This window comes from Canibacter zhoujuaniae, from assembly GCF_011752005.1.
GTDB lineage: Bacteria > Actinomycetota > Actinomycetes > Actinomycetales > Microbacteriaceae > Canibacter > Canibacter zhoujuaniae.
On the sequence record NZ_JAAIJZ010000001.1, the window covers coordinates 555,032 to 570,619 of the forward strand.

Consider the following 15,588-nt stretch of genomic DNA (forward strand, 5'->3'; position numbering starts at 1 on the left):
CCTAAATTTGCGCTGCCGGGGCGTCACACTCACGCAACGCACCGCTTGCAAGAAATGCCTCACCCGATCCTGTCAGCTTAATAGCGCCCTCTGGCAGAGCAAAAGTCTGCCCTGTCTTAATTTGCAGCGTTTTATGTGCCCCAGCCGCATCGGTTATTTCAACAGTGAAAGACCCTGAAACAACCAGAATGCAAGAGACTCCCGAAGTTACAAGTTCAACATTTTTGAGCACCCGCACCAATTCAAACGGTGTGCTGTGCTCCCCCGCCGCATCAGGGTTAAAACGCTGCGCCGCTGCTTCTGCTGCCACAGCGGCAATGGGACCAGCGGATCGGGGGTCAAAATTCAACACCTGAAGCAGTTCAGCTGTATCAATGTGTTTTGGAGTGAGACCGCCGCGCAGCACATTGTCGCTCGGCCCCATAATTTCAATACCGTAGCCTCTTAAGTAGGCGTGTGGCGTGCCCGGCGGCAGCCACAAAGCCTCACCGTGCTTTAAGCAAACAATATTCAAGAGCACAGCCACTAGTATTCCGGGGTCGCCGGGATACTTTTCTGTCAGATCAGCGATGAGAGCACACAGACGCGTCAGCCCAGGGGTGTCTGCCGTAAAGTTTTTTTGCGCTGCCAGAGCAGCCACATATAAATGCTCGATTGTCTCGCTAACGCCAGCACTGTCTGCGCTAAGTACCCAGCGCACAACTTCTTCTACGCCCTGAGCAACAATCCGGTCAGCAAACTGCCGCACACTGTTGTGAGCATCTCCCGCAAGTTCTGTCAGAAGCGCAGCCGAAGCTTGCGGATCGCGGAACCCGCAGAGTGCTTCAAACCCGGTTTCGAGCGCGACGATTAACTCAGGTTTTGCGTTGCAATCCCGGTAGTTGCGACTCTCGGCAGTTATTTTAACCCCGGCGGCTTCCTCAGATGCAAACCCAGCCCGCGCACACTCTTTCGTGGGGTGCGCTTGAATCGAGAGAGCCTCATTAACGGCCAACATTTTTAACAGGAAGGGCAGCTTTTCGCCGCTTGCCAGTTCATAATCCAGCAGAGTCTGCCCGTCGTTAAAACGGCTGGGCGCTTTGGGGTGCGATCCGATCCAAATTTCTGCCTCTGCAGCTCCGGAAGGCGCAAGATTCAAGCGCTTACTTATGCCGTCAAAAACACCCCACTGATAAGCCATCACAGAATTGGTGATGCGCTGCGGAAGTTTTGGGCGGGTTTTCACTCTCTCTACCCTAGCTCTTCCTTCCCCCTGATGGGAGTGCGGCGCGCGTATTTTATCTCCGCTATTGCAGCCCCCGAGTGGCTCTGGTCAAGAGTCTGACTAACCCACGCTTTACCCGCTGCTGTCAGCACAAATAAACCGTGTTTGTCTGTGCGCAGTGTAATCGCCCCAAGCTGATCTAGTTCGTCAAGCACCTGCCTGCTGGGATGACCGTAGCTATTATCTGCCCCGACACCGATCAGTGCCCATTTAGGAGACTGCGCTTGCAAAAGTTCTGGTAAGAAGTTTTTTGACCCGTGATGCGCAACCTTAACGATGTCAACATCCAAAACGGCAGAATCTAATGTCTCAATGAGTTCCTGCTGTTCCGCTTCTCCCGTATCAGCCATAAACATTGCGGTCAGATCGCGGTACTTGATGCGCACCACCAAGCTCATCGAGTTGCTATCGAGACTAATTTTGTCGCGGCGCGGAGCAAGCACCTCCCACTCAACTCCCCCTAGTGTGCCGTGATCTCCAGCTGTAGCAATTGCAGCTGCGATGCCCGCACGATCTAACTCATACAAAAGCGGTCGCTCTGGTTCTAAGGTTGGGGGCGATATGAGAGCCGCCCTCACAACACCGGAAACCTCTTCCAAAGCCCCAACATGATCTCTGTCGTCGTGGGTTAAAACTAACATTTGAATGCTTTTTACCCCGAGCTTGGTCAAACAGCTGCGCAGCTTATCTTTATTGTCACCCGTGTCAATTAACATCACAGTTTCTGCCTCGACTGGATCTCTGACAACAAATGCGTCGCCCTGCCCGACATCACACCCTGCAATCACCCAATCTGTTGGAACTACCTGAGTAGCTAACACGGGGCGAAAAACAGTGTTTGCAAACACTATTGCTGTCGCCACAAATAGCGGGGTCAAAACCAGCAGCTTGGCGAGCGGCGTTTGCGTGCTTATGAGCTGCCAGGGCTGTTTGCGTTTCCTGAGCACCCGATGCAAACGCAAACCGTGCTTTGCAACATTGTGGGATGCGAAAATGAGCGCGTAACAGAACACTAACTGTATGGCACCGCCCGCCCCCTCTGGCCATGCAAGTACTGTAATAGGCAGCTGCACGCTAAACCTTGCGATTTGTTCAATTAGTGCGCACGCGCTACTAGCGAGGAAAAAACAAAAATCCCCGAAGCCGAAATTAAGCCCCAACTGGATAAAAGCTAATAACCCCAAACCTGTCGCAAATGGCGCAAGTGGCGCAGCCAGTAGGTTGGCGAGAATCCCGGCAAGCGGCAGATCTCCCTGCAACAGCAGCAGTAGCGGCGCACACCCGATTTGTGCGGCACAGGTGACGGCCAGTGCAAGCGCTAAAAATTCAGGTAAACCCCAGCGAGTGAGGCGACGTTTTAACGGCTGCGCAAGCAAAAGAATGCCGCCGGTGGCCGCAATCGACAGCGCAAAACCTGCCCGCACGGCCTGCCATGGGTCACAGCTTATTAGAACAAGGGCGGCAGCGCCGAGAGATGCAAAACTGCTGTGTTTAACACCACCGAAATTGCCGATAAGAATAACACCCGACATAACGGCGGCGCGCTGCAGTGATGAGTCCGACCCCACTGCGAGCGCGAAGAGCGCCAGCCCACCTGCTTGCAGCAGCAGTCTTGCTGTTTTCCGGCATCCGAGGAGGCCTGCAGCCCAGGAAACTCCGGCAAGCACCAGCGCACAGTTACCACCTGATACGGCTGTCAGGTGCAGGAGCCCTGATGCACGCAGCACGGAGAAGTCTTGCTCATCTAACAGTGCAGTGTCTCCGACAGCGAAACCCGGCACATATTTTGCACCGTTATTAACGAATGCGGAAAATATGTTTTCTTGGGTTGCAAAGTTTTTGCTGTGTGTGCTTAAGGCACTGCGCGCCTTGTGCAGTGTTTGTTCAAGTTTTGTTGCCGGCGCTGTGGTCAAGGGCGCTGTGTTGGTGTTTAGTTCAAAAGCTTCTGGGGAGTCAAGCCTCTTCTGTTTAACCAGCCCTGTCACGCTGACCGTTGTGCCCGGTGCGAGCCCGGCGGTATCAGTGTCTTCTGGCAGCCAGACTCTAACGGCTGGCGCGTAGGGCGTATTGCTAAGTCGTCCGGTTGTCCACTGGCTTTTAGTAGCTCCTTGGAGTTTAGATTTTGGGTATTCGATAATTTTTAAGGTTAGGGTTTGCTGCTGTGAGTCCATGCTCAGTGCGGCGATATCTCTAGCCTGAATTTGCAGCATCAGTTGCGCTCCTAGAAAAGCGCTTAAAAGCGCCACCACACTAGCGGCACGAATGTTTCGCGCTGTCAAGCAAACCAATACTAGACAGATTGCGCCCGCAACAAACACCCAGTATTTTTCAGTCAGCAGTGTCGCTGCGGTAACCGCCCACAAACCCAATCCAGCCAGCAGCAGAAAATAGCTGTTGCGCTTGTTTGGAGTCAGGGTCATAAGGTGACCTCTTCTGCGAGCAGCTTAAAAGTTGACTCTCCGATCCCCTTAACCTGTAACAGGTCTTCAATTTTTTTGAAACCACCGTTTGTTTCCCGCCATTCAACTATTCGTTCTGCGAGTGCGGGGCCAATCTTCGGCAGCGCTTCTAACTGTTGTGGGGTGCTTAAGTTGATACTTATTTTGCCCTGTGACTGTGTGGGGCCAGTTGCAGCCGCAGCGTTACCGTTTGCTACTTCCTGCTCGGTGGGGATTAGTATCTGCTCGCCGTCGACAAGCTGACGCGCTAGATTAACCGCTGCGAGCGCAGCATCAGGGGTGGCTCCCCCGGCGGCTTTCAGAGCTTCTTGCAGTCTCTGCCCGGCGTTTATTTCATAGACGCCCGGCTTTGCAACAGCCCCGACAATGTGCACAGTAACCGTGTTCTGCGACTGGGCTTTGTCTGTTGCGGCTCCAGACTGCGCCGTGAAACTCTCGTTTGCTTGAGTTGCGGTGCTGGCAAATTTCACTGTTTCTGCAGAGGGTGCTATTTCGGTGCCGCGAGTGCCGTTCCAAACCAAAAATACTGTGACGATGGCAACGAGAACTGCCACCCCAACAACAGCGGTGTTGGGCACTCTTAACAGTGGTTTAATCCGCTCTCGCAAACTTAGCGTCGGCAACTCAGTTTGCTGCTCCCGCAAAATCTGCTCTGGCTTCTGCTCAGGCTCAGACCTGTTAGATGTTTCTGTTTTTATTGGCAGATCAGCCATTTTCGCAAATTGTTTTAGATATAGCTCGTTGCGATTCATAACATGAGGGTATTGAGTTACACAGCCACGATGACTTGCAAATATGAATTTGGGGATAACCCTCTAATAAAGCAATCACCCCCAGCCTGTTACAAACAGAGCTGGGGGCCTCGCATTCAGAGCGTGAACTAGATCTGCGCGCTAGCTGATCGGTTTTGCTGCGATGCTCACAATCTTTGGCAGGCGGACGATTGTCTTTACTACATCCATCCCTTCAAGCTGGCGCTGCACTTTTGCAGAAGCTAGTGCTGCTGCAACTGCATCAGCCTCGCTAATATCGGCCGCAACCTCAACAGTGTCGCGCACTTTTCCGTTAACTTGGATAGCGAGTTTAACAGTGTCAGCAACTAACAAACTCTCATCAGCCTGTGGCCACAGTGCGAGCGCAACTGATGGTTCGTGACCGAGATTTACCCACATGTCTTCTGCGCAGTATGGCGCAAACATATTCAGCATGAGCGCGATTGTTTCAACCGACTCACGCACCGCAGGGTCTGCTGGGCCAGCAGCCCCATCAACCGCTTTACGAGTAACGTTAACCTGCTCCATAAGACGGGCAATTACAACGTTAAACTTGTAGCTTTCAACCAGACCCGGCACTTCTTTGAGCAGCTTGTGCGTGTGACGCCGCAGCTCTTTATCGCCCGCTGCCACATCAGCATCTACCGGCGCTGACACTTCGCGTGACAGACGCCACGCCCGCGCCAAAAACTTGGCTGAGCCCTGCACGGAAATATCTTTCCAGTCGATATCATCTTCTGGCGGGCCGGCAAATACGAGTGACACACGCAGGGCGTCAGCACCGTGGTCGCGTAGCTGCTCAGCAAACTCAACCAGGTTGCCTTTTGACTTCGACATTTTTGCGCCGTCAAGCAGCACCATGCCCTGATTCAGAAGCTTTGTGAATGGTTCATCAAACTCTAGCTGACCAAGGTCGTAGAGCACTTTAGTGATAAACCGCGCATAAAGCAGATGCAGAATTGCGTGTTCAACACCGCCAACATAGTGGTCGATTGGCCCCCATGCATTCACAGCGGCAGAATCAAACGGCTGCGTGTTATCTTGGGCGCTCAAGAATCGCAGAAAGTACCATGAGCTGTCCACAAAAGTGTCCATGGTGTCGGGGTCGCGGGTCCAGCTTTCACCGTCGATTTCAACGGTTGCCCACTCGGTGGCAGCACCGAGTGGCGAAGTGCCCTTCGGTTTCAAATCAAGCCCCTCAGCAACCGGCAGCTTAACCGGCAGCGCAGACTCTTCAACCGCACGCATTTCACCGGCAGCATTGTGCAGGATCGGAATTGGGGTGCCCCAGTAGCGCTGCCTGCTGATCAGCCAATCGCGCAAACGGTAGGTGGTGGCTGCGCGTCCTTTGCCAGACGCCTCGAGCAGCTCAATCTGCTTCGCAATCGCCTCGGCTTTGTTAAGACCGTTGAGCTCACCAGAGTTGATGATGATGCCGTCCCCGGCCACTGCCTCGCGAGTTTCCTCCGGGTTCAAAACATTACCGTCTTCGTCGCGCACCTCAACAACTGTGCGCACCGGCAGATCAAACTTATTTGCGAAGGCCATATCGCGCTCATCGTGCGCTGGCACGCTCATAACCATGCCGTGACCGTAGTCGGCGAGCACAAAATCACCCGCCCAAACCGGGATCCGCTCACCGTTAGCTGGGTTGATTGCCCAGCGCTCCAGGAAAACCCCTGTCTTTTCTTTGTCCGTTGCCTGCCGCTCAATCTCCGTTTGGCTCTGCGTCTTAGCCAAATATTCGGCAAAGCTGCTCTGCACTTCTGCAGATGCTCCGGCAGCAAGTTCAGCGGCTAAATCACTGTCAGGCGCCACAACCATAAAGGTTGCCCCGTGCAGAGTGTCGGGACGGGTTGTGAAAACAGTTACCGGCTCATCACGGCCCTCAATTTCAAACTCAACCTCAGCACCGCGCGACCGGCCGATCCAGTTACGCTGCATCTGCAGCACCTTAGCCGGCCAAGCACCCTCAAGCTTGTCGAGATCATCGAGCAGTCGGTCTGCGTAGTCTGTGATTTTGAAATACCACTGCGTCAGCTTTTTCTTTACAACAACAGCGCCTGAGCGCTCTGAGGTGCCATCTGCCAGCACCTGCTCGTTTGCGAGCACTGTCTGATCTACCGGATCCCAGTTAACCCAGCTCGCCTTCCGATATGCGAGGCCGCGCTTATACATCTGCAGGAAAATCCACTGATTCCAGCGATAGTATTCAGGGTCGCTGGTGTGCAGCACACGAGACCAGTCAAAGCTGGGCGCATACTCCTTAAAACTCGCTTTTTGCTGCGCGATATTGTCGTAAGTCCAAGCACGTGGATCAACACCGCGCTTAATCGCAGCGTTTTCAGCGGGGAGACCGAATGAGTCCCACCCGATCGGATGCAGCACAGCGTAACCCTGGCCGCGCCAATAGCGAGCCATCACGTCTCCCATGCTGAAGGCCTCAGCATGCCCCATATGCAGGTCACCGGAAGGATACGGGAACATATCTAACACGTATTTACGCGGCCGCTCAGATTCTTCGTTTGATACTTCGAAGGTTTTATTGTCTTCCCAGTACGGCTGCCAGCGTTTTTGGATCTGGCGAAAATCGTAAGCTTCTGCTGCTTCGTTCACGGTGTTCCTCATATACAGATAGAAAAACGCAGCACACCCCTGCTCGGTTTACGCTGCGTCGTCGTAATAATCCAATGTTACTAGCTACAGCACGATTTCACCGGCAGCGCGAGCCCTAACCGCAGGTGGCACGGTGTGACTAATCAGCAGCAGTGCTCTGTCTTGCGGCACAGCAGCAACAAGCTCTTGCAGCAGGGTGTCAGCCCGGTCACGATCAACGCTGGCGGTCGGTTCGTCCAATACAACGATGGGAAACTCCGCCAAAAGCACACGCGCCAAAGCTATCCGCTGCGCCTGCCCCCCTGACACGAGGGCGCCGCGATTGCCGATACGCATCTCTAAGCCACCGCGTGCAGTAACCCACTCGTGCAAGCCCACCCGCTTAAGCATCAACATTAACTCAGCATCACTTGCGCTGGGTTTAGCAAACAACAGGTTTTGCCTCAGGTTTGTGTCAAAAAGGTGCGGCTGCTGTTCGCACAACCCGATCAGTTGCCTGACTGTGGGGCCGCCGAGATCACGAGCTGCCACTCCAAATATCTGCAGAGATCCCGCATAGTCAAGAAATCTCACCATCGCCGCAGCGAGCGTAGATTTTCCGCTGCCGCTCTCCCCTGTAATCAACAGAGTCTCACCAGCGTGCAGCTCAAAACTTAGATCCTTAATTTGCGGATCGCCACTGCCGGGATGTTTAATCGTGAGGTTGGATGCGGCGATGAGTGGCTCTCCCTGCGGCAGTTGTGCGCGGAGGGTCACCGCAGCCGAGCGACGCTTTTCTCCGCTGTCATCGGGGTCTGAAATCTCTAAATCTTGCGCGGTCTGTGGCAGCTCGGCAGGCAGTTCAGAGGTTGTGAGCCGCGCAACCCGGGCAGCGCTTGATTGCACTCGTCGTCTAGCGTTTAACGCAAGCGGCACCGCTAAAAACACTTCCGCGATCGCCGCCGGCACTATAACAGTTAAGCCAAACAGGCCGGCTCCCATATTCGGTTGCACAAACAGCAGGATCATTACTGTTGCTAAACCAGCACCGAGTAGCATCAGCCCTGCTGTCAGCCCGGCAGTCGTCGCTTGTTTGCGCTGTATTTTAGAGAGCTGCTCAGCTGCCGCAAACACCTTCGCATCTGCATTCTGGGTTGCGCCGAAAGCTGCAAGTACCTCAGCTGCTTCAGCTCGCTCGAGTATCGCATCCTGTAGCTTAGCCCGCGCCGCAGAAAGCGCAGACTGTGATCTTCCGGCGATCCGATCTGTGAGCCACACCGCGATAACCGCTGCTCCCCCGATAGAAACTGCTGTCATGAGCGCAGCCAGCGGTGAGATTAAAGCGACCAATATCAGCGACAGCAACACTACTACCGAGCTGACAATGAGCGGCTGGCGCACCCTGAGTGCCTCATCCTGCAGCTGATCAACGTCATCGACAAAGGCCGCAAGCACTTCGCCGCGTCGATTAGTTTCAACACCGCCGGGAATGCGCGGCAGCAACCGCTGAAAAGTCACTCCGCGCAGCACAGCAAGCTGCGCAAATGCAGCATCGTGACTCGCCAATCTTTCAACATATCGAAATGCTGCACGACCGATAGCGATAGCGCGCACACCCACAATTGCAAAGTTGAGGTACAGGATCGGCGGCTGCTCCGCCGCCCGCACGATAAGCCACATTGAGAGCGCTAAGAGCCCCACAACGCAGGCATCTGCGAGCACCCCGAGCAGCACTCCGGGGGCGCGCGCAACAAAACTCGGCACGGCGGCCGCGCGCAGATCCTTAACCATGCGCAACCTCCGCAATTCGCACTGCACGGTCAGCGCTTTCAATCAGCGCCTCGCGATGCGAAACAATCAGCACAGGATGCCCCACAGCAGCACGCCGTCTGAGAGCTAGCGCAACAAGTTTTTCACTCGCAGCGTCAAGGGCACTGCTCGGTTCGTCCATGACAATTCCGCAACCGGGAAAACGCTTAGCAAAAAGGAGTGCGCGCGCGATCGCAATACGTTGCGCCTGCCCGCCCGAAACACCGTGACCGAGAGCACCCAGCTGTTTTTCTAACGGCAGCGTCGCCAAACCGAGCTCTTCCAACACAGCGCGGGCGTCAGATTCAAGCACAGCACCGCCGAGGCTGAGGTTTTCAAACACGCTACCCTGCAGCAAACCTGGTTTTTGGCCAACCCAAGCCAGCTGCGCGGTGCGCTGCACTTTTCCGTTAACAGCTGGCACAAAGCCCATCAGAACATTTAACGCGCTTGTTTTGCCGCTCCCGCTCGGGCCGGTGAGCGCAACATACTCTCCTGGTGCAACACTAAGGTTGAGAAGCGGCCCCGCGCCATGACCGTAATCAACACTCACACCATTAAGTTCGAGGTGCTCTGCCTCTGTCGCAGGGTGCAGCGCGGATTCGTACACTGCGTCGTTATCAATTAAGGCGAAAACGTTATTCGCCGCGGCCAGACCCTCAGCTGAGGCGTGATATGCGACACCAACCTGCCGGATTGGGATGAACACCTCGGGGAGCAAAAGCAGCACAAACAAACCGATCCCGAGCGGAAACAGGCCATCTACCAGGCGGGTGCCAACAGTTACCGCAACCAGGGCGACAGAAAAAGTGCCCGCCAAATCGAGCACGAAACCAGACAGGAACGTAACTCGCAAAACCTGCATTGTGCGTTTGCGATAGCCCTCAGTTGCATCTTCAATATTCTGTCGCTGCTTCCCCTCACGCCCGAAAATCTTCAGCGTTCCCAGCCCAGAAATTGTGTCGAGAAAACTGTTTGAGAGTCGGTTTAGCTCCTCCCATTGCTTATTTTGCACGAAGCGCGTGGCAATACCAATCAGCACCATGAACAGGGGGATCACCGGAAAAACCACAATTACGATCGTTGCGCTCAGCCAATCCGCCCACAGCAGAACTGCGATCAGGATGGGGGTTGCAACCGCTGTTAATAGCAGCTGCGGAATGTAATTTGAAAAATAGTTGTCGAGCGCATCAAGCCCGCGCCCGAGTGTTGTTGGGAGGTGTGCACTGCCCTCCTCTGCCGCAGAAAAACGAAGCGGTGATTGCTTTTCTAGAGTATTAAGGGCGGATCTGCGCAGCTCGTTTTTGACCCGCACAGCACCGCGGGCTGAGACTGTCTCCATCGCCCATGTTGTGCAAGCTCTAACGATTACCGCTGCTAACGCACACACCACAAATAAAGGCGTTTGAGAAGCCGGTGGCAGAGCGTCTAATACCAGCCCAAAGCGCGGCCCGCCAAGCACCGGGGCGACCGCTTGGGCGAGCAACATTGCGACGCACCAACTCCAAACTATGATGGCGACGGTGCGAAAAAACCCGAGGATCACCCCCTGTAACAGGATGCCCCTGGTAGCGCCTGCATAGCGCAGTAGGCGGGGATCCAGCGGTTTCAAAACACTCCTAGAAAGATCTGATGAAGTCACTAACAGTCTAGCTGTATTAGACAGCAGAAACCGGTCAACAGGCGCGTCACTGATTTTGCCGCCTAACCGGCAGAGCGCAGACGGCAACTGCAATTACTGCTACTTCTTTCGGCTATATTCCAGTGTCGGAATTCTAAGACTTTCAGCATATGATTGAAGGAGACAAGTGCCACACAACTTTTCGGAGGCAAGATGCATTACTTAGAAGCGGTCGCACACGAACCCGCAATTTTAAGCACTGTTTGGACACCAATTGTGGTTGTCGCATGCGCCATTATCGCTGTGCTGTTCATCTTTTTTGCGGCGGTGCTCATCAAGAGCTTTTTTGTGACCGTCAATCGCCGTAAGGCAGCTGGGGCGGCACCGGTTGGAGCGGCAGCAGCCGATACATCCGCCCGCTAACCAAACCCGGCCACACCTCGCTATAAATTTTAATTTTCTTACCCGCGGGTAACGCAGAAAGACCGATCCAAAAATTTTTCGGATCGGTCTTTCCTTGTTTTGGGATCAGCGCCCCGCCACTAAATTTTTACTCAGTGTGCGCTAGCGGCGACAGTGTCTCTGCTAATGCGCTTGCGGAACACCCAGAATGTCCACGCCTGGTAGGCGAGCACAAACGGGAGGGTGAACACTGCAACCCAGGTCATCAATTCCAGTGTTTTCTGCGAGCTCGCAGCGCCAACAATAGTCATTGACTGCGCCGGATCGATGCTTGAGATCATCAGGTTCGGGAAGAGGGCTGCAAAAATTGTCAACAGTGCGAACGCAATAGTTGCTGTGTTGAACGTGAACGCCCAACCCTCCCGACCTTTCAGGTTTAACACCCAAGCCACGATAGCGGCGACCGCGGCCAGCGCAGCGCAGGCGATAATAGCCGGCAGCATTGGATTGCTAAGGTGCTGGAGGATCGTCCATACGAGGAACAGCGCTGCTGCCACGATGGTTCCCGCACCAACCTTTACTGCGAGCGCCTGTGAGCGCTCTTTCACCGCACCGGTTGATTTCAGTGCCAAGTAAACCAGGCCGTGAGTGAAGCAGAGCAGCATCACCACAACACCGCCGAGCAAGCCGTATGGGTTGAGCAGCGTTAAAAGCGTGCCCTCATAGAGCCAGCCGCCGTTGTCCATCTTGCTAATCGGGAGGCCCTGAATGAGGTTCGCAAAAGCGGTGCCCCACAGAAGTGGCGGGAGGAACGATCCGATCATAATGAAGCGATCGAACCAGGCTTTCCATTTTTCGCTCTTCCCCTGGTGCCGGTACTCAAAGGAAACACCGCGCAAAATCAGCGCAACCAATATAAGCAGTAGCGCGAGGTAGAAGCCGGAGAACATTGTTGCATACCATTCAGGGAAGGCAGCGAAAAGGCAGGCACCGGCGACAATTAGCCAGGTTTCGTTGAGATCCCAGACAGGGCCGATTGTGTTTATAACAACACGGCGATCGGTGTCATCTTTGCCGACAAACGGCAGCGCCATACCGACACCGAAGTCAAAGCCGTCGAGCACAAAGTAGCCGATGAGCAGGACGCCAACGATTAAGAACCAAACTGTTGTGAGTTCCATTGTTATAGCCTCCTAGTAAACCGTTGCGTAACGGGTGTTGTCGGTTGTATCATCGTGCGCCGCAGCTGCGTCATCCTCGGTAATTTCTTCAGGCCCCGCCTTTGCCGCTTTGGTTATGAGTTTGAACTCAACAACCGCGAGCGCGCCGTAAACGAGTGTGAAGACAATCAGGCTGATAAGCACCGCCCAAGCTGGCACCCCAGGGGAAACACCCTGTTCGGTTGTCATTACCCCAAATACGAGCCACGGTTGGCGCCCCATTTCGGTGAAAACCCAACCGATGATGCTTGCGAGCATCGGGGTTGCAGCTGCCCAGATGGCGACTGTATAAGCCCATTTTGGTGCTGTGCGACCACCGCGGGTCAACCACAGGCCAACAATAGATACCAGTGCTGCGATAACTCCAAGGCCGATCATCCAGCGGAAAGCCCAGTAGGTGATCCAGATAACTGGCGCAAAGTTGCCGTCTGATGGGCAGGTTAGTGCCGAATCAGCACCGCAGTACAGCGCCTGATAGTCAGCCTGCAAATCGCGGATACCTTCAACCGAACCGTCAAAGTTGCCGTTCGCGAGGAATGAGAGCAGGTACGGGATCCGCACCGAAAAAATCTCTGCTGAGCCGTCTGGGGTGCCCAGGCTAAACAGCGAGAAGCTCGCATCAGCCCCCGAGGCGCTCTCGTACATTGCTTCTGCGGCAGCCATTTTCATTGGCTGGGTTGCGGTCATAACAATGCCCAATTCATGCCCGGTTACACCAACACCAACAAACGCCAGCAGGTTAGCCCAGATGCCGAAACGCAAAGCGCTAAGCATTTGCGCATGGTGCTGGTTGCGCTTTAGGTGCCAAGCTGCAGTGGCGATAATTGCGGTGCCCGCAAACATAATTGAAGAGAAAATAGTGTGCGGGAACTGCAGCAGAGCAACCGGGTTTGTGAGAACGGCGATGAAGCTTTCTAGCTCAGCACGACCGCGCTCTTCGTTAATAACGAAACCCTGCGGGTTTTGCATGAAAGCGTTTGCCGCGAGAATAAAGTAGGCGCTAATCCATGTGGCGATTGCTGTTGCCCAGATAGACACCAGGTGCACCTTCTTCGGCAGTTTATCCCAGCCAAAGATCCAAACGCCGATGAAGGTTGCCTCCAGGAAGAAAGCAATCAAACCCTCCATAGCGAGTGGTGCGCCAAAAATATCACCATTAAAGCGTGAGTAGTTCGACCAGTTCATGCCGAACTGAAACTCCTGCACAATACCTGTCACGACGCCCATGGCAAAGTTGATCAGGAAGATCTTGCCGAAGAGTCGTGTGAGTTGCAGCCATTTAGCTTTCCCGGTGCGCACCCATATGGTTTGCATGATGGCAACCAGGAAGCTCAGACCGATGGTGAGTGGAACAAAAATGAAGTGGTATGCCGTCGTCAACCCAAACTGCCATCTGGCTAGGTCAACAGCATCTAGTGTTGCGAACACTTCTACCTCCGGTTAGGGAGCGGGTGCGCACACTGTAAACGTGCTGCGCACGCCACTGTGTATCGCTCCCGAGACGCAGTGCTCGAAAGCTCCGGCCGTCGACCGGACACTCTAATCTTAAACTAAACTGAGAATTTCCTGCGAATTAGCTTTGATATCGAACAAAATAACGCCGTTAGACTTATAGCAATGTCGAGCTCTACTAACAACACCCGCCCACACCGCCTAATGCGGCTCGATCTCTGGGTCAACGCACGCAGGGAGCGGCGGGCACGGAAACACGGCAAGGTTCCTGTCATCGTCCCCTCTATCAGCTACGGGGGGAAAGGCTGGGTGCGGCTGCTCGGGCGCACACTTTTAATGTCACCGACCGACCGTAAATTTAGCTCGCAAGACCCCGCACCATTTGCAGCTGGACAGGTGCGCGGCTGGCGCTCCTTTACAAGCGTTTCCGCCCCAAAAGAAACTGTTACGGTGTATAACGAAGGCACTGAGGTAGCTAGGATAGCCACCGATACCGGCGGTGTGTTAGATGCGCATATCAGTATTGATCTGCCCGCCGGTTGGCATCACATTACCCTCGAAACAAGCAGCGGTGACCGCGCAGAAAGCCCGGTATTCATTGTTGACGCAGCTGAAACTTTCGGCGTTGTAAGCGACGTCGATGACACTATTTTGAACACGGTGCTGCCGCAGCCGTTTGTTGCCGCTTGGAACAGTTTTGTGCGCAGTGAGTACGCACGTTTGGCCACCCCGGGCATGCCCGGCTTGCTGGATCGTATTCGCCGTGCACACCTCGCCTCACCAATTATTTACCTCTCAACGGGTGCATGGAATGTTGCACCGGCTCTGATCCGCTTTATGCATCGCCATCTGTGCCCGCGCGGTCCGCTGCTTTTAACGGATTGGGGGCCCACGCATGATCGCTTCTTCCGCTCCGGCCGCAAACACAAGGAAACTGAGCTGCGGCGACTAGCGCAGGAGTTTCCTGATGTTAAATGGCTGCTGATCGGCGATGATGGCCAACACGATGAAGAAATATATTTGGCCTTCACGCAGGAGCACCCCGAGTCTGTTGCAGCGGTGGCGATTCGTCAGCTAACACCTGGTGAGGCGATGCTCGCGGGTGGGCGCTCCAAAGCCGAAAAACACCATGCGGTCAGCGGTGTGCCTTGGGTGTACGGCGGCGATGGCGGCAACCTCTATCACCAGCTGAAGCAGATTAATATCCTCTAAAGCCCGAGATAGCGTCATTAAAAATATTTCACGACCTTCTAGAGTCTGCGTCAAACTTTCGCGGCTCTAGAAGGTCGCGAAATAGGCTCTAACAGTATTGTTGGCGACTGCTAGTAACTTACTTCTTTAGCGCTTGCAGTTCTAGTGAAATTGTCACCTTATTACCCACTACAAGCTGCCCGGTTTTCTCAACAGCTCCGCCGAAGCTGATCCCGAAATCGGTGCGGTCAATGTTTGTGTGTGCGCTCAAACCAATGCGGGTGCCACCGTATGCATCGGCGCCGATCCCGGTAAGCTCAACCTCGAAGGTTACCTCCTTAGTAACACCGCGCATGGTCAGGTCACCGGTTATTTCACCGTGCTCTGCATCACGCAACTGGAACTCTCGCCCAACAAACTCAAAGGTTGGGTGCTCATCAGCTGCGAAAAAGTCGCTGTTGAGCAGGTGCGCGTCACGGTTCGTCTCACCCGTGCTCACAGATTTTACCTGCACTGTTGCGGTCACAGTTGAATCTTTAGGATCTTCGCCGGTGACAATTTCCCCGCCAAACTCATTAAAGTTGCCCCGGACTTTGCTAATACCGAGGTGGCGCACAGTAAAAGCTACTTCTGAGTGAACAGGATCAATCTCCCATGTTCCCGCCTCGTAGTTTTCGATCTGCTCTGCGGTTACTGCCATGCTAGTCTCCTTCATAGTTGTATTGTTATTCTTCGCACGAATGCGTGTCATAACAGTGCAACGACTGAAAACACAAGCTATTCCTGTTTATATTAAGCTCTC

At 54.3% G+C, this 15,588-nt stretch carries 11 protein-coding genes; 2 read left to right on the forward strand and 9 right to left on the reverse strand.

The genetic code is table 11. The features are described from left to right. Position 1: 1 nt before the first annotated feature. From manA to cydD, 6 genes are all read right to left on the reverse strand, one after another. Positions 2-1,225 carry a mannose-6-phosphate isomerase, class I gene (manA, locus tag HCR00_RS02575; RefSeq protein WP_167142439.1) on the reverse strand — a complete coding sequence of 408 codons (1,224 nt, stop codon included), beginning with the start codon at positions 1,223-1,225 and terminating at the stop codon, positions 2-4. A gap of 5 nt (positions 1,226-1,230) precedes the next feature. Beyond that, a complete protein-coding gene (locus tag HCR00_RS02580) occupies positions 1,231-3,684 on the reverse strand; it encodes a ComEC/Rec2 family competence protein (protein WP_167142442.1) in 2,454 nt (817 codons plus the stop codon). After that, positions 3,681-4,436: a ComEA family DNA-binding protein gene (locus HCR00_RS02585; RefSeq protein ID WP_167142445.1), complete on the reverse strand. Its 756-nt coding sequence runs from the start codon at positions 4,434-4,436 to the stop codon at positions 3,681-3,683. The genes HCR00_RS02580 and HCR00_RS02585 overlap by 4 nt, the downstream gene beginning before the upstream one ends. A gap of 180 nt (positions 4,437-4,616) precedes the next feature. After that, on the reverse strand, positions 4,617-7,124 hold the full coding sequence (leuS, locus tag HCR00_RS02590) for a leucine--tRNA ligase (RefSeq protein WP_167142448.1): 2,508 nt from the start codon (positions 7,122-7,124) through the stop codon (positions 4,617-4,619). A 72-nt stretch (positions 7,125-7,196) separates the two neighbouring features. Continuing rightward, complete coding sequence (cydC, locus tag HCR00_RS02595) at positions 7,197-8,882, reverse strand: thiol reductant ABC exporter subunit CydC (RefSeq protein ID WP_167142450.1); 1,686 nt, start codon at positions 8,880-8,882, stop codon at positions 7,197-7,199. After that, complete coding sequence (cydD, locus tag HCR00_RS02600; protein ID WP_243854509.1) at positions 8,875-10,542, reverse strand: thiol reductant ABC exporter subunit CydD; 1,668 nt, start codon at positions 10,540-10,542, stop codon at positions 8,875-8,877. Before cydD ends, cydC begins: the two co-directional genes overlap by 8 nt. Before the next feature lie 192 nt (positions 10,543-10,734). On the opposite strand from cydD, the gene HCR00_RS02605 reads away from it, so the two are divergent. Continuing rightward, the gene (locus HCR00_RS02605) at positions 10,735-10,944 is read left to right on the forward strand and encodes a hypothetical protein (RefSeq protein WP_167142453.1); all 210 of its coding nucleotides are present in this window, start codon (positions 10,735-10,737) and stop codon (positions 10,942-10,944) included. 131 nt (positions 10,945-11,075) lie between these two features. Here the strand turns inward: HCR00_RS02605 and cydB are convergent, their stop codons facing one another. Together cydB and HCR00_RS02615 are read right to left on the reverse strand one after the other, a co-directional pair. Further along, complete coding sequence (cydB, locus tag HCR00_RS02610) at positions 11,076-12,104, reverse strand: cytochrome d ubiquinol oxidase subunit II (RefSeq protein ID WP_167142456.1); 1,029 nt, start codon at positions 12,102-12,104, stop codon at positions 11,076-11,078. 12 nt (positions 12,105-12,116) lie between these two features. Further along, entirely contained in the window at positions 12,117-13,571 is a 1,455-nt protein-coding gene (locus HCR00_RS02615; protein WP_166984597.1) for a cytochrome ubiquinol oxidase subunit I, read from the reverse strand. Positions 13,572-13,760: 189 nt separating this feature from the next. On the opposite strand from HCR00_RS02615, the gene HCR00_RS02620 reads away from it, so the two are divergent. Next, a complete protein-coding gene (locus HCR00_RS02620) occupies positions 13,761-14,807 on the forward strand; it encodes an App1 family protein (RefSeq protein ID WP_167142458.1) in 1,047 nt (348 codons plus the stop codon). Positions 14,808-14,925: 118 nt separating this feature from the next. Here the strand turns inward: HCR00_RS02620 and HCR00_RS02625 are convergent, their stop codons facing one another. Continuing rightward, positions 14,926-15,486: a YceI family protein gene (locus HCR00_RS02625; protein ID WP_166984595.1), complete on the reverse strand. Its 561-nt coding sequence runs from the start codon at positions 15,484-15,486 to the stop codon at positions 14,926-14,928. Positions 15,487-15,588: the final 102 nt, after the last annotated feature.

Excerpts from the sequence above, each read along its gene's own strand:
- cydB (WP_167142456.1), bottom strand. The coding sequence starts at position 12,104 with ATGGAACTCACAACAGTTTGGTTCTTAATCGTTGGCGTCCTGCTCATC.
- HCR00_RS02585 (WP_167142445.1), bottom strand. The coding sequence starts at position 4,436 with ATGGCTGATCTGCCAATAAAAACAGAAACATCTAACAGGTCTGAGCCT.
- HCR00_RS02605 (WP_167142453.1), top strand. The coding sequence starts at position 10,735 with ATGCATTACTTAGAAGCGGTCGCACACGAACCCGCAATTTTAAGCACT.
- leuS (WP_167142448.1), bottom strand. The coding sequence starts at position 7,124 with ATGAGGAACACCGTGAACGAAGCAGCAGAAGCTTACGATTTTCGCCAG.
- HCR00_RS02580 (WP_167142442.1), bottom strand. The coding sequence starts at position 3,684 with ATGACCCTGACTCCAAACAAGCGCAACAGCTATTTTCTGCTGCTGGCT.
- HCR00_RS02625 (WP_166984595.1), bottom strand. The coding sequence starts at position 15,486 with ATGGCAGTAACCGCAGAGCAGATCGAAAACTACGAGGCGGGAACATGG.
- HCR00_RS02620 (WP_167142458.1), top strand. The coding sequence starts at position 13,761 with ATGTCGAGCTCTACTAACAACACCCGCCCACACCGCCTAATGCGGCTC.
- cydC (WP_167142450.1), bottom strand. The coding sequence starts at position 8,882 with ATGGTTAAGGATCTGCGCGCGGCCGCCGTGCCGAGTTTTGTTGCGCGC.